General features: G+C 76.2%; 2 protein-coding genes and 1 pseudogene. All 3 read right to left on the reverse strand.

Annotated elements, in window-relative coordinates:
- A pseudogene (locus SSBG_RS04795) lies at positions 1 to 12310 on the reverse strand (amino acid adenylation domain-containing protein); the annotation flags it as partial.
- Between the two features lie 13 nt (positions 12311 to 12323).
- The gene (locus SSBG_RS36015; protein ID WP_008745090.1) at positions 12324 to 13673 is read right to left on the reverse strand and encodes a condensation domain-containing protein; all 1350 of its coding nucleotides are present in this window, start codon (positions 13671 to 13673) and stop codon (positions 12324 to 12326) included.
- Positions 13670 to 14782 (reverse strand): class I SAM-dependent methyltransferase, encoded by a 1113-nt coding sequence (locus tag SSBG_RS36020; protein ID WP_420790262.1) that lies wholly within the window; start codon positions 14780 to 14782, stop codon positions 13670 to 13672. The genes SSBG_RS36015 and SSBG_RS36020 overlap by 4 nt, the downstream gene beginning before the upstream one ends.
- Positions 14783 to 14821: the final 39 nt, after the last annotated feature.

Consider the following 14821-nt stretch of genomic DNA (forward strand, 5'->3'; position numbering starts at 1 on the left):
CGGTGCGCCCCAGGTACTCCAGGTCACCGTACGCGCTCCAGCGGGCGAGGTCGCCCGTGCGGTACATCCGCTCCCCCGCCGGGCCGTAGAGGTCGGCGACGAAGCGCTCGGCGGTCAGGGCCGGGCGTCCGAGGTAGCCGCGCGCGAGCTGGACGCCCGCGAGGTACAGCTCGCCCGCGACGCCCGGCGGGACCGGGCGCAGCGTCGCGTCGAGCACGTACGTGCGGGTGCCCCGGACCGGGCGGCCGATCGGCACCGAGGCGCCGGGCGCGGCGCCCACCTCGTGGGCGGTGACATCGACGGACGCCTCGGTGGGCCCGTACAGGTTGTGCAGGCCGCGCCAGGACAGGACGTAGCATCGAGAATTCCATCACAGGTAGATTCAGTCATCGCCGCTGCACACGACCCGGCGCATGGACGCGCAGTCCCCGGCGGCCGGCGTGTCGAGGAAGGCGCGGAGCATCGAGGGCACGAAGTGGACGGTCGTGACGCGCTCGCGGCGGATCAGCTCCGCGAGGTGGGCCGGGTCCTGGTGGCCGCCGGGCCGGGCGACGACGAGGGTCGCGCCGGTGATCAGGGGCCAGAAGAACTCCCAGACGGAGACGTCGAAGCCCGCCGGGGTCTTCTGGAGCACGCGGTCCCCGGCGCCGAGCCCGTGGTGCTCCTGCATCCAGCGCAGGCGGTTGGCGATGCCCGCGTGGGGCACGGTGACGCCCTTGGGGCGGCCCGTGGAGCCCGAGGTGTAGAGGACGTAGGCGGGGTGGCGGGGGTCGGGTGCCCCGGGCAGCGGCGCGTCGGCGGGGTGCGTGGGGGTGCCGTCGGGGGTGACGGTCAGGCGCGGGACGGCGGTGGCGGGCAGGGTGACGCCGTCGGTCGTGACGAGGCAGGTGGGGCGCGCGTCGTCGAGCATGTAGGCGAGGCGGTCGGCGGGGTAGCCGGTGTCGAGCGGCAGGTAGGCGGCGCCCGCGCGGTGCGCGGCGAGCAGGGTCACGACGAGCGCGAGGGAGCGCGGGAGGGCGACGGCGACGGTGGCCTCGGCGCCCGCGCCGTGCGCGGCGAGGGTGCGGGCGAGGACGTCCACGCGGGCGTCGAGTTCCGCGTAGCTGAGCGAGGTGCCCTCGAAGACGAGCGCGGTCGCCTCCGGCGTGCGGGCGGCCTGGGCGCGGAACGCCTCGGGCAGGAGGACGTCCACTCCGGCCTCGCCGGTGGCGTTCCACTCGGTGAGGACGCGGGCGCGTTCGTCCTCGCGCAGCACGTCGAGCGCGGCGAGGGGGCGGTCGGGGTCGGCGACCGCCTGTTCCAGGAGCGAGACGAGGCGGGCGCCGAGGAGTTCGGCGGTGCGCGCGTCGAAGAGGTCGGCGCTGTACTCGATCCAGCCCTGGATGCCGCCGCCCTCGCCCTGCTCCACGAAGTCGAAGCTGAGGTCGAACTTGGCGCTCTCCTGTCCGACGCTCTCGCGCCGCGAGGCGAGCCCCGGCAGCAGCGGGGCCTCGGCGCCCTCGGCCGCGAGGTGCACGACCATCACCTGGAAGAGCGGGTGCCTGCCGAGCGAGCGGGCGGGGTTGAGGGCTTCCACGAGGCGTTCGAAGGGGAGGTCCTGGTGGGCGTAGGCGGCCAGGTCGCTCGCGCGGACCCGGGCGAGGAGTTCGGCGAAGCTCGGCCTGCCGGAGAGGTCCGTGCGCAGCACGAGGGAGTTGACGAAGAAGCCGACGAGGTCTTCGAGCGCCTCGTCGGTGCGGCCGGAGACGGGCGCGCCGAGCGGGATGTCCTCACCCGCGCCGAGCCGGTGCAGGAGGCTCGCGACGGCGGCCTGGGCGACCATGAACATGCTGACGCCGTGTTCGCGGGCGAGGGCGCGCAGGGCGCGCTCCAGGTCCGGGGCGACGGTGAAGCCGACGGTGCCGCCGCGCCCGCTCGACTCGGCGGGGCGGGGCCGGTCGGTGGGCAGGTTCAGCTCCTCGGGGAGCCCGGCGAGCGCGCGGGTCCAGTGGTCGAGGAGGGCGGGCCCGGTCTCGGCGAGGAGGTCGCGCTGCCACAGGGTGTAGTCGGCGTAGCGGGCGGGCAGCGGCGCCCACTCGGGGGCGCGGCCCTCGGTGCGGGCGGCGTAGGCGGCGGCGAGGTCGGCGCGCAGGGGGCGGTCGGACCACTCGTCGGTGGCGATGTGGTGCAGGACGAGGAGGAGGACGTGCTCCCCGGGGCCGGTGGGCGCGAGCGCGGCGCGCAGCGGGAGCTCGCGGGCCAGGTCGAAGGGCCGGGCGGCCGCGGCGGCCAGGTCCTCGTACCGGATGGTCGCGAGCGGGACCGTGACCTCCTCGGGTGTCAGGACCCGCTGGTACGGCTCGCCCTGGACGGCCGGGAAGAGGGTGCGCAGCGGGGCGTGGCGGGCCACGACGTCGTGGAGCGCGGCTTCGAGCGCGGCCCGGTCCAGGTCGCCGGTCAGGCGCCAGGCGGTGGGGATGTGGTAGGCGGTACCGGTCTCCTCGACCTGCTGGAGCAGCCACAGCCGCTGCTGGGCGGAGGAGAGCGGGAGCCGTGCGGGGACGGGGCGCGGCGTCGCGAGGGCGGGCCGGGCCGGGCCCGTCGCCGCGTCGATGCGGGCGGCGAGGCGTGCCGGGGTGGGCGCGTCGAAGACCGTGCGCAGGGAGAGGTCGGCGCCGAGCGCGGAGCGGACGCGGGCGACCAGTCGCATCGCGGTCAGCGAGTGGCCGCCGAGCGCGAAGAAGTCGTCGTCGGGGCCGGCGTGCGCGTGGCCGAGCACGGCGGCGAAGAGGGTGCACAGCAGTTCCTCGCGCGGCGTGCGCGGCAGCCTGCCGCCGCTCGCGGCCGGGGACGGCGGGGCGGGCAGCGCCGCCGTGTCCAGCTTGCCGTTGACGGTACGGGGCAGGGCGGCGAGCGCGACGAAGGAGCCGGGGACCATGTGGTCCGGGAGCGCGGCGGCGGTGTGGGCGCGCAGCGCGGCGGGGTCGGCCGCGGTGCCGGGCACGGCGACCACGTAGGCGACGAGGCGGTCCTCGCGGACGACGACGGCGGCGGCGGAGACGGCGGGGTGACGGCTCAGCACGGCCTCGATCTCGCCGAGTTCGACGCGGAAGCCGCGGATCTTGACCTGGTCGTCGGCGCGGCCGAGGAAGACGAGGGTGCCGTCCTTGTCGCGGCGCACGAGGTCGCCGGTGCGGTACATCCGGGTGCCGGCCGGGCCGTAGGGGTCGGCGACGAAGCGCTCGGCGGTCAGCGCCGGGCGGCCGAGGTAGCCGCGCGCGAGCCCTTCGCCCGCGAGGTACAGCTCGCCGGGGACGCCGCCCGGGACGGGGCGCAGGGCCTCGTCCAGGACGTGGGCGCGGGTGTTGTCGAGCGGCGCGGCGAAGGCGCCCTCGGGGGTGTGGTGCCAGCCGTAGGCGTCCACGGCGCACTCGGTGGGGCCGTAGAGGTCGTGGACGGTGGTGCCGGGGAGGGCGGTGAGCCGGTCCCACAGCGCCGCCGGGGTCGCCTCGCCGCCGACGGCGAGGACGGCGGGGACGTGGCGCGCGCGGTCGCCGGGGCCGGTCTCGGCGAGGAAGCCGTGGTGGAGGAGTTCGCGCAGGTAGGTCGGGGTGAGGTCGGCGAAGTCGATGCGCGCGTGCGTCATGCGGTCGAGCAGCGCCTCCGGGTCGCGCGCCGTCGTCTCGTCCACGACGTGGAGTTCGTGCCCGGCGAGGAGCCAGAGCAGGGGTTCCCAGGAGCCGTCGAAGCTGAACGAGGCGGCGTGCAGGGCGCGCAGGCGCGCGCGGCCCGTGCGCCGCACGGCGGGGGTGATGAGGTCGCGCAGGTGGGCGGCGTAGAGGTTGGACAGGCCCCGGTGGGTGCCGATGACGCCCTTGGGACGGCCGGTGGAGCCGGAGGTGTAGATGGTGTACGCGGCCTGGCCGGGGCGGATCGCGGGCGCGGGCTCGTGCGGCGTGACGCTCGCGGGCTCGTGCGGCGTGGCGCTCGCGGGCCCGTCCAGGAGCAGGCGCGGGACGCCGGGGGCGTCGGGGAGCAGTGCCGCGTACTCGGTGGTCGTGACGAGGCACACGGGTGCCGCGTCGCCGAGCATGAACTCCAGGCGCTCGGCCGGGTGCGCGACGTCGAGCGGAAGGTAGGCCGCTCCGGCGGCGAGGACGCCGAGGAGCGCGGGGACGGTCTCCTCGCGCGGCAGCGCGAGGGCGACGACGGCGCCGGGGGTGGTGACGTGCGGGCGCAGCCGGGCCGCGAGGGCGGTCACCGAGGCGTGCAGGGCGGCGAAGCTCGTGCGGCGGGGGGCGGCGTCGGGCCCGGTGACGAGCGCGGTCGCCTCCGGGAGGCGGCTGGCGGTGGCGGCGAGGATCTCAGGCACGGAACGGGTCTCGACGGGCCGCGCGGTGGCGTTCCAGGCGCCGGTGGCCGAGGCGTTCGCCCGCTCCTCGGGCGTGAGGACGTCCAGGTCGCGCAGGGGCACGTCCGGGGTGCGCGCCGCGCGGTCCAGGAGGAGGACGAGGCGTTCGGCGAGGAGCGCGGCCGTCTCCGGGCCGGCGAGGTCGGTCGCGTACTCCAGGAGGAGTGTGATGCCGCCGTCCGCGTCGGAGGCGTCCACGAAGGTGAAGTCGAGGTCGAACTTCGCGGTGCCGGTGTCCATGTCGTACCAGTCGGCGGGCAGTCCGAGGAGGGTTGCGGCGTCGCCCTCGGGGCGGTGGTGGTAGCCGAGCATGACCTGGAAGAGCGGGTTGCGGCCGGTGACGCGGGGCGGGTTGAGGGCCTCCACGAGCCGGTCGAAGGGGAGGTCCTGGTGCTCGAAGGCGGCGAGGGACGACTCGCGGACGCGGGCGAGGAGTTCGGTGAAGGTGGGGGTGCCCGAGAGGTCGGTGCGCAGGACGAGGGTGTTGACGAAGAAGCCGACGAGTTCGTCGAGTTCGCCGTCGGTGCGCCCGGCGATGGGCGCGCCGAGCGGGATGTCCTCGCCCGCGCCGAGGCGGTGCAGGAGCGCCGCGGTCGCGGCCTGGAGGAGCATGAACATGCTCGTGCCGCTCGCGGCCGACAGTTCGCGCAGCGCGCGCCCGGTCGCGGCGGGCACCTCGCGGCGCACGACGGCACCGTGCCCGGTCGGCGCGGCGGGGCGCGGCCGGTCCAGGGGCAGGGGCAGTTCCTCGGGGATGCCCTCCAGCGTCCGCGTCCAGTAGGCGAGCTGGTCGTCGCCGAGCTGCTGGAGGAGCTGGTCCTGCCACAGCGTGTAGTCGGCGTACTGGACGGGCAGCGGGGCCCACTCGGGGGCCGTGCCGCGCGCCCGTGCCGCGTAGGCGGTGTCGAGCCCGGCGAGGAAGGGCCGGTCGGACCACTCGTCGGTCGTGATGTGGTGCAGGACGAGCGCGAGGACGTGCTCCTCGGGGGCGAGGGTGAACACCTCGGCTCGGACCGGGAGTTCGCGCGTGAGGTCGAAGGGGCGGCGCTGCGCGGCCTCGATGAGGGCGGGCAGTTCGGCCTCGGTGTGCTCGCTCACGGTGAGCGGCGGGTGGGCCCCCTCGGCGGGCACGAGGAGCTGGTACGGCTCCCCCTCGTGCACGCCGACGAGGGTGCGCAGCGACTCGTGGCGGACCGCGAGGTCGTGCAGCGCGAGGCGCAGGGCCTCGGTGTCGAGGGCGCCGCGCAGCCGGACGACGAGCGGGAAGTTGTAGGCGGGGCCGGCGCCTTCGAGTTCCTGGACGAGCCACAGGCGGCGCTGGGCCGCGGACAGGGGTACGCGCGCGGGGCGGTCCGCGCGGGCGGTGAGCGCGGGCCGGGCCGGCTTTCCCGTGTGCGCGCGGGCGGCGAGGAGCGCGGGGGTGGGGGCCTCGAAGAGGTCGCGGATGGCGAGTTCGGCGCCGAGTTCGGCGCGGGCGCGGCTGACGAGCCGGGTGGCGAGCAGCGAGTGGCCGCCGAGGTCGAAGAAGTTGTCCTCGGCCCCCGCCTCCTCCAGTCCGAGCACGTCGGCGAAGAGGCGGCACAGCACCTCTTCGCGCGGGGTGCGCGGTCCGCGCCAGCCGCCGAGCGCGACGGCGGGCTCGGCGTCGGGGAGCGCGCGGACGTCGAGCTTGCCGTTGGCGTTCATGGGGAGCGTGTCGACGGTGACGAAGGCGGCGGGGACCATGTATTTCCGCAGGGTGCGGCCCAGGTCCTCGCGCAGGCGGCGCACGAGCGCGGCGGTCCCGCGCGCGGCCGTGGGGTCGTTGGTGCACGGCTCGTCCGTGCCGCGCGGGCGGTACAGGCCGGCCGCGAGCCGGGGCGCGTTCGCTCCGGGCGCGAGGAACACCGCCTCGAAGGCGCCCTCGCGCGCGGACCAGGTGGTGAGGACGCGGCGGCCGGCCGCCTCGCCGAGGGCGTGCACGGACTCGGGGGCGACGCCGTCCGCGCGGGTGCGGCCGTCGGGGACGCCGGTGAGGCGCAGGGGCTCGCCGGTCGCGGCGAGGAGCCGGGCGGCGTCCTCCTCCGTCGTCCAGGGGGTCTCGCGCACCGCGCCGAGGTCGGTGTCGGCGGCGCCCGCGTGGAGGACGACGTCGTAGCGGTGCCGGGTCAGCTCGTTGTCGTGGTGACCGCGCTTGGTGCGCAGGTCGGCCCCGTACCCGAGGCGCGTGAAGAAGTCCGGGTCGACGAGGAGTTCCTTCTCCAGGCGCAGTCCGCGCGCCACCGCGCGCTCCAGGCCGGCGGGGGCGGTGCCGCGCGCCCGCTGGATCTCGGTGTGGAAGGTGCGGGCGAGGCGCAGATTGCGCACGTCGCCGACGAAGAGGGCGCCGCCGGGCGCGAGGAGGCCCATCGCGCCCTCGATGACGGCGGTGAGGTACTCGGCGCCGGGGAAGTACTGGACGACCGAGTTGATGACGATCGTGTCGAAGTACCCGGTGGGCAGTCCGCCCAGGTCGTCGGCGGGGCGGCAGCGCAGGTGCACGCGGGCGGCCAGCTCCGGGTCGGTGGCGCGCAGTTCGGCCTCGATCTTGCGGATGACGGGGGCCGCGATGTCGGTCGCCCAGTACTCCTCCGTGTCCTTGGCGAGCCCGGACAGCAGGAGGCCGGAGCCGACGCCGATCTCCAGGACGCGGCGCGGGTCCAGGGAGCGGATGCGGTCGAGCGTGGCGGCGCGCCACTCGCTCATCTCCGCGAAGGGGATGGGCTCGCCGTCGTAGGAGCTGTCCCAGCCGTCGTAGCGCTCGGTGGAGACGGCGGTGCCGATCTTCTCGTACTCGTCGGTGTAGATCTCGCGCCACTCGCCGACCTGTTCCTCCTGGGCGGCGGTACGGGCCTCGGGGTCGGCGCCGGAGGGCACGACGTAGCCGACGAGGCGGTCCTCGCGGACGACGACGGCGGCCTGGGCGACGAGGGGGTGGCGGCTGAGCGCGGTCTCGATCTCGCCGGGCTCGACGCGGTAGCCGCGGATCTTGACCTGGTCGTCGGTGCGCCCGAGGTAGTCGAGGTTGCCGTCGGGGCGGCGGCGCAGCAGGTCCCCGGTGCGGTACATGCGGGCGCCGGGAGCGCTCGCGAAGGGGTCGGCGACGAAGCGTTCGGCGGTCAGCGCGGGGCGGTCGAGGTAGCCGCGCGCGAGGCCGATGCCCGCGATGTACAGCTCGCCGGGCACGCCGTCGGGCACGGGGCGCAGCCAGGCGTCCAGGAGGTGGGCGCGGGTGCCCCGGATGGGGCGGCCCACGGTGGGGGTCGCGCTGTCGGGGGTGCCGCCGCCGAGGGTGTTGATCGTGTACTCGGTGGGCCCGTACAGGTTGTAGCCGTAGGTGCCTTCGGTGTCACGCAGCGCCGTCCACACGGTCTCGGGGACGGCTTCGCCGCCGAGCAGGACGAGCGGGGGCACGTGGCCTTCGAGCAGGCCCTGCTCGATGAGGAGGCGCGCGTAGGTGGGGGTCACGTTGACGACGTCCACGCGGTGTTCCGCGCAGTAGGCGACGAGCGCCTCGGCGTCGCGGCGCAGGTCCTCGTCGCACACGTGGACCTCGTGGCCCTCGACGAGCCAGAGCAGTTCCTCCCACGACATGTCGAAGGCGAAGGAGACGGTGTGCGCGATGCGCAGCCGCCGGCCCCCGGCTGCGGCGACGGCCGGGGCGAAGATCTCCTTCTGGTGGTTGACCTGCATGTTCGTCAGTCCCCGGTACGGGGTGACGACGCCCTTGGGGCGGCCCGTGGAGCCGGAGGTGTAGATGACGTACGCGGGGTGTTCGAGGCTGAAGCGGCGGTGCACGGGGGTGCCGGGCTGCGCGGCGCGTTCGGCTTCCACGGCCGGGTCGTCCAGCAGCAGGCGGGGCACGTCCCCGTCGAGCCGCGCGGAAACCTCCGTACGGCTGAGCAGGAGCAGCGGGCGGGCGTCGGCGAGCATGGCCGCGAGCCGGTCGGCGGGGTGGTCCAGCTCCAGGGGCAGGTAGGCGGCGCCGGTGCGCAGCACGGCGAAGAGGGCCACGACCATGTCGAGGGAGCGGGGCAGCGCGAGCGCGACGACGCGCTCGGGGCCCGCGCCGCGGGCGAGGAGCAGCCGCGCGAGGCGGTTGACGGCCGCGTCCAGCTCCGCGTAGGTGAGGGTGTCCGCGCCGAAGACGAGGGCGGTGGCGTCGGGGGTGCGCGCGGCCTGCTCGGCGAGGAGGCCGGCGATGGTCTTCTCGGGCTGCTCGACCTCGCTCGCGGCCCGCTCGGCGCGCAGCGCGGCGTGTTCGGCGGGCAGCAGCGCGTCGAGCGAGCCGACGGGGGCGGCGAGGTCCGCGCTGAGGCGGTCCACGAGGAGCGTGAAGCGGTCCAGGAGCGCGCGGGCCCGCTCGGCGGGGACCAGCTCGGGGTGGTGGCTGAGCGAGACGGTGACGCGCTCGCCGGGGGTGACGACGAGGTTGGCCGGGTAGTGGGTGGCGTCCACGTTGGCGACGGCGCTCGCGCCGTGCCGGGTGCGCAGCGCTTCGAGGCGGTCCTCGGTGTCGTTGTCGCGCAGGACGAAGAGGGTGTCGAAAAGCTTGCGGTGCCCGGTCTCGGCCTGGAGCACGCCGAGGCTGAGGTGTTCGTACGGCATGAGGCCGAGGCGTTCGTCCTGGATGCGGCGCAGCAGCGCGAGGACGGACTCGGCGGGGTCGAGCGCGACGCGGGTGGGGACGGTGTTGAGGAACAGGCCGATGATGCCGCCGACGTCGGGGACCTCGCTGGGGCGGCCCGCGACGGTCGTGCCGAAGACGACGTCGGTGCGGCCCGTGGCGGTGGCCAGGGTGAGGCCCCAGGCGGCGTTGAGGAAGGTGTTGAGGGTCAGTCCGTGCAGGCGTCCGGCCTCGCGCAGGCGGGCGCCGAGCGCGGCGGGGAGCCGGACGTCGAGCTGTTCGGGGATGACGGGGGCGAGACCCTCCGCCGCGCCGGGGGCGAGCAGCGTCGGCTCGTCGAGTCCGGCGAGCGCGGCGCGCCAGGCGGCCGTGGCCGCGGTGTCGTCCTGGCGGGCGAGCCAGGTCAGGTAGTCCTGGTAGGTGCCGGGCGCGGGGAGCGCGGCGGCGTCACCGGCGCTCTCGTAGAGCGCGAACAGCTCGTCCAGGAAGAGCCAGGCGGACCAGCCGTCCCACAGGATGAGGTGGCGGCCGATGACGAGCCGGTCGCCGCGCTCCTCGCCGAGGCGCAGCAGGAGCAGCCGGAAGAGCGGGGGCGCGGAGAGGTCGAAGCGGCGGTTGCGCTCGGCCTCGGTCAGCTCCCGCACGCGGGCGTCCTGCGCGGCGGGGGGCAGGCCGGAGAGGTCGGCCTCTTCGAGCGGGACCTCCGGGGTGTCCACGATGAACTGCGCGGGCGCGTCGAGCCCTTCGCTCGTGAAGCCCGCGCGCAGGCCGGGGTTGCGGTCCAGGACGGTGCGCACGGCGGCGCGCAGGCGGTCCGCGTCGAGGGGGCGCGCGAAGTCGAAGGTCTCGTGGACGGTGTAGACGTCGAGGGCGCCCTCGTCGTACGCGGAGTGGAAGAACAGGCCCTCCTGGAGGGGGGCCAGCGGCCACACGTCGGTGACGGCGGCGGGGGCGGCGAGCGCGCGGACGCGGGCGAGCGCGGCGTCCGGGAGGTCGAGCGCGGCGGCGGGTCCGGCGGTCACGGGCGCGGTGCCCGCGGGGGTGCTGTGCGCGGCGACGGCGGCGGGGGTGCGGTGGGTGAAGATGTCGCGGGGGCTGACGTCGAGCCCGGCGGCGCGGGCGCGGCTCGCGACGCCGATGGAGCTGATGCTGTCGCCGCCGAGCTGGAAGAAGTCGTCGTCGGGGCCGAGGTCCTCGATGCCGAGCACGGCGGCGAAGACGGCGACGAGCGCTTCCTCGCGCTCGTTCGCGGGGGCGCGGCGGACGGCGCGCGCGGCCTCGGGGGCGGGCAGCGCGGCCTGGTCGAGCTTGCCGCTCGGGGTGAGGGGCAGGTCGGCGAGGAGGACGTAGTCCTCGGGGACGAGGGCGGCGGGCAGTTCACGGGCGAGCGCGGCGCGCAGCGCGCCGGGTTCCAGGTCCGCGGCCCCGGTGGCGGGCACCGCGTAGGCGACGAGGCGCTGGGCGCGGACGAGTACCGCGCCGCGCGCGACCTGCGGGAGCCGGGTGAGGGCGGCCTCGATCTCGCCGGGCTCGATGCGGTTGCCGCGCAGCTTGACCTGCCGGTCGGTGCGGCCGAGGTAGTCGAGCGTGCCGTCCGGGCGGCGGCGCACGAGGTCGCCCGTGCGGTACATGCGGGTGCCGGGGGCGCCGTAGGGGTCGGCGACGAAGCGGTCGGCGGTGAGCGCGGGGCGGCGGTGGTAGCCGCGCGCGAGCTGGACGCCGCTGAGGTAGAGCTCTCCCGGGACCCCGTCGGCGACGGGGCGCAGGCCGGGATCGAGGACGCGGAGGCCGGTGTTCCACACGGGGCGGCCGATGGGGACGGTCGTGTCGGGCGCGCCGTCGAAGGCGTGGTGCGTGACGTCGACGGCGGCCTCGGTGGGCCCGTACAGGTTGTGCGGGGGCACGCCGGTGAGCGCGGTCCAGCGGGCGGCGCTCTGCCCGGACAGGGCCTCGCCGCTGCTGAACACGAGCCGGAGCGAGGCCGCCCAGGAGGGGTCGGCCGTCACCTCGGCGGAGGCGAGGAAGGCGTCCAGCATCGAGGGGACGAAGTGCATCGCGGTGATGCCCTCGGCGCGCACGGTGCGGGCGAGGTAGGCGGGGTCGCGGTGGCCCTCGGGCGCGGCGAGGACGACTGCGGCGCCCTCGCGCAGCGGCCAGAAGAACTCCCACACGCTCACGTCGAAGCTCGCGGGCGTCTTCTGGAGCACGCGGTCGGCCTCGGTGAGCCCGTAGGCGCCCTGCATCCAGGCGAGGCGGTTGGCGAGCGCGCGGTGCGTGACGACGACGCCCTTGGGGCGGCCCGTGGAGCCGGAGGTGTGGATCAGGTAGGCGGGGTGGTCGGGGGCGGCCTCCGCGTACGGGGCGGCCTCCGCGTCCGAGGCGGTGTCGGCTTGCGGGGCGGCGTCGGCGTCCGAGGGGCCGGCCGGGTGCCCCTCGCTGTCCACGAGGACCGTGTCGAGCCCGTGGTGCGCGGGCAGGCGTCCGGCGTCGGCCGGGGTGGTGACGACGGTGCGGGCGCCCGCGTCGGCGAGGACGTGGGCGATGCGCTCGGCGGGGTGGTCGAGGTCGATCGGCACGTAGGCGGCACCGGACTTGAGGACGCCGAGCAGCGCCACCACGAGCCCGGCGGAGCGCGGCACGGCGACCGCGACGAACTCCTCGGGCCGGGCGCCCCGGGCGCGCAGCCGGCGGGCCAGAAGCTCGGCGCGGGCGTCGAGTACGGCGTAGGACAGAGTCGTCCCCTCGTGCACGACGGCAATCGCGTCCGGGGTGCGGGCGGTCTGCGCGGCGATCGCGGCGGGGAGGGTGCGGGCGTCCACCTCGCGGGACTCGCCCGTGCCGAGCGCGGCGGTGCGCGCGTGCTCCTCGGGGGTGAGCAGGTCGAGCGCGGCGGCGGGGCGCGCGGTGTCGTCGGCGAGTGCGTCGAGGACGCGGGTGAGGCGCTCGGCGAGCACGCGCACCGCCTCGGTGCCGATGCGTTCGGTGTGGTGCTTGAGGCGCAGGTCGAGGCGGCGGCCAGGCTTCACGATGAGGGCGAGCGGGTAGTGCACGGCGTCGTGGAAGGTGTGCCCGGTGAGGCGGACGGTGCCGGTGGGGTCGCTCAGGTCCGGGTCGGCCGGGTAGTTCTCGAAGACCCACCAGGGTGTCGAGGAGGTTCGCCCTCGCCCGCGTGCCCGACGAGGCGCTGGATCTACGGCAAGCCCGAGGTGCTGGTGGTCCAGGGAGTGCGCTCTGCTCGCGCTGGAGGCGTTCCAGGACGGAGCCCAGAGGGTCAAAACAGGGCCCAGTTCAGGCAAGTCGGAAGGGGTTGATGAAGAGGCCCGCCATTGACTCGATACCATCCGCGGAGGCGTCGCCCCCCGAGACGGTGGTGCCGAAGAAGACGTACTGCCTTTCGGTGAGGCCGGACAGGAGCAGCCCCCAGGCGGCCTGCACGACGGTGCCGAGCGTGACGCCGTGCGCGCGGGCGCGGGCGCTGAGGCGCGCGGTGGTGGCCTCGGGCAGCTCGACGCGGACCTGCGCGGGCTCGATCGGCCCGGCCGCCGGGGCGGTGACGAGGCGGGTCGCCTCCTCGAACCCGGCGAGCGCGTCGCGCCACGCCGTGCGCGCGGCCTCGCGGTCGGCGCGCGCGAGGTGCGCCAGGTGGGCGCGGTAGGGGGCGACCTCGGGCAGCGGTGCCGCCTCCTCGCCGTACAGCGCGAGGAGTTCGCGGTGCAGGACGGGCAGCGACCAGCCGTCGGCGACGATGTGGTGGAAGGTGAGGACGAGCTGGCTGCGTTCCTGGCCGCCGGGCGTGCCGCCGAGGCGGATCAGCGCGAAGCGCAGGAGGGGCGGGTGGGCGAGGTCGAAGCGGTGGGCGCGTTCGGCGGCGGCGACGGACGCGGCGCGGCCGGGGTCCTGCCCGGTGAGGTCGGTCTCGCTCCACGGGAGGTCCACGCCGCTCGCGATGAGCTGGGCGGGGCGGCCGTCGGGGAGCGGGCGGAAACAGGCGCGCAGCGGCGCGTGCCGCTCCACGAGGCGCTCGGCGGCGCGGCGCAGGAGGGCGGGGTCGACGGGCCCGGCGAGGTCGATGACCTGCTGGACGACGTAGGCGTCGCGCTCGGCGCCGTCGAGCAGGGCGTGGAAGTAGAAGCCCTCCTGGAGCGGGCCGAGCGGCAGGACCTCGGCGATGTCGAGCGGCCCCGGGCCCTGGAGGGCGGCGAGTGCGGCCTCGGTGGGCGGGTCCCAGGGCAGGGACGCGGGGTCCTGCGGGGTGTCGGCGGCGGTGCGCGCGGCCGTCGCGAGCTGGGCGGCGGTGCGGTGCCGGAAGACGTCGCGGGGGGTCAGTTCGAGCCCGGCGCGGCGGGCGCGGACGAGGAGCTGGATGGCGACGATGCTGTCCCCGCCGAGCGCGAAGAAGTCGTCCTCGGCGGTGACCGAGGCGACGCCGAGCGTCTCCGCGTACAGGCGGCACAGGAGGCGTTCGCGCGCGGTGCGCGGGGCGCGTCCGGAGCTGAGGAGCCCGTAGTCGGGGACGGGCAGCGCGGCGGCGTCGAGCTTGCCGCTCGGGGTGACGGGGAGCCGGTCGAGCGGCACGAAGGCGGCGGGCACCATGGAGGCGGGCAGGGCCTCGGCGGCGTGCGCGCGCAGCGCGGTCATGAGCGCGGTGACGTTGCGGAAGGGCGCGGGGCGGTTGGCGTGCGGGTGGGCGGGGCCGGGAACGTAGAGCGGTCCGGCCGGGGACTCCGGCGCGGGCGGGGTGTCCGGCGCGGGCGGGGCATCCGCCGTCCTGGGCGCGGGCACGAGCGCGTCCGCCGTGCCGGGGGTGAACACCGCGTCACGCTGCCGTCCTCCGCGTCGGCCGCCCAGGTGAGGGCGGCGCGGTGGCCGTGGCGGGCGGCGGTCTCGTGCAGGGTCTCGGGGTCGATGCCGGGGCCGCCCGCGCGGCTGCTGTCGTCCAGCCTGCCGAGCGCGGCGAGGTCGGGGGCGAGGCGGGCGTTGGGGATGCCGGTGACGCGCAGCGGCGCGGTGCGGGCGGCGAGGGCGGCGCCGAGCGCTTCGGGCGTGCCGAGCGCGGACCAGGGCAGGGTCTGCGCCGGGACGGTGGCCGGGGCGGTGCCGGGCCGGAGCACGACGTCGTAGCGGTAGCGCGTCAGCTCGTTGTGGTGGGTGCCGCGCTTGAGGCGTATGTCGGCGGTGAAGCCGTCGAGGGCGGCGAAGTAGTCCGGGTCGAGGAGGAGTTCGCCCTCCCAGGCGACGGCGCGGTCCACGGCGGCGCGCAGCGCCTCCTTGTCGTCGGCGGGGGTGCGCCCGGCCTCGACGGCGGCGGCGAGGGTGCGGTGCAGGCGCAGGTTGCGCACGTCGCCGACGAAGAGCGCGCCGCCGGGGGCGAGGAGGCGGGCGGCCGAACGGAGCACGTCCGTCAGGTAGTCGGCGCCGGGGAAGTACTGGACGACGGAGTTGACGACGATCGTGTCGAAGTGGGCCTCGGGCAGTCCGGAGAGCTCGTGCGCGGGGCGAGCGCTCAGCGTGACGCGGTCCGCGAGCGAGGGCACGGCCTCGACCTGGGCGCGCAGGGCCCGCACGGCCTCCTCGGACAGGTCCGTGCCCCAGTACTCGGCGCAGCCGGGAGCGAGGCGGGACAGGAGCAGCCCGCTGCCGACGCCGATCTCCAGGACGCGCCGGGGACGCAGCTCCTGGATGCGGGCGACGGTCGCGTCCCGCCACTCGCGCAGGTCGGCGAGCGGCAGCGGCTTGCCGTCGTACATGCTGTTCCAGCCCGCGAAGTTCTCCTCGAAGCCGTCCGA

Source organism: Streptomyces sp. SPB074, from assembly GCF_000154905.1.
Classification (GTDB): domain Bacteria; phylum Actinomycetota; class Actinomycetes; order Streptomycetales; family Streptomycetaceae; genus Streptomyces.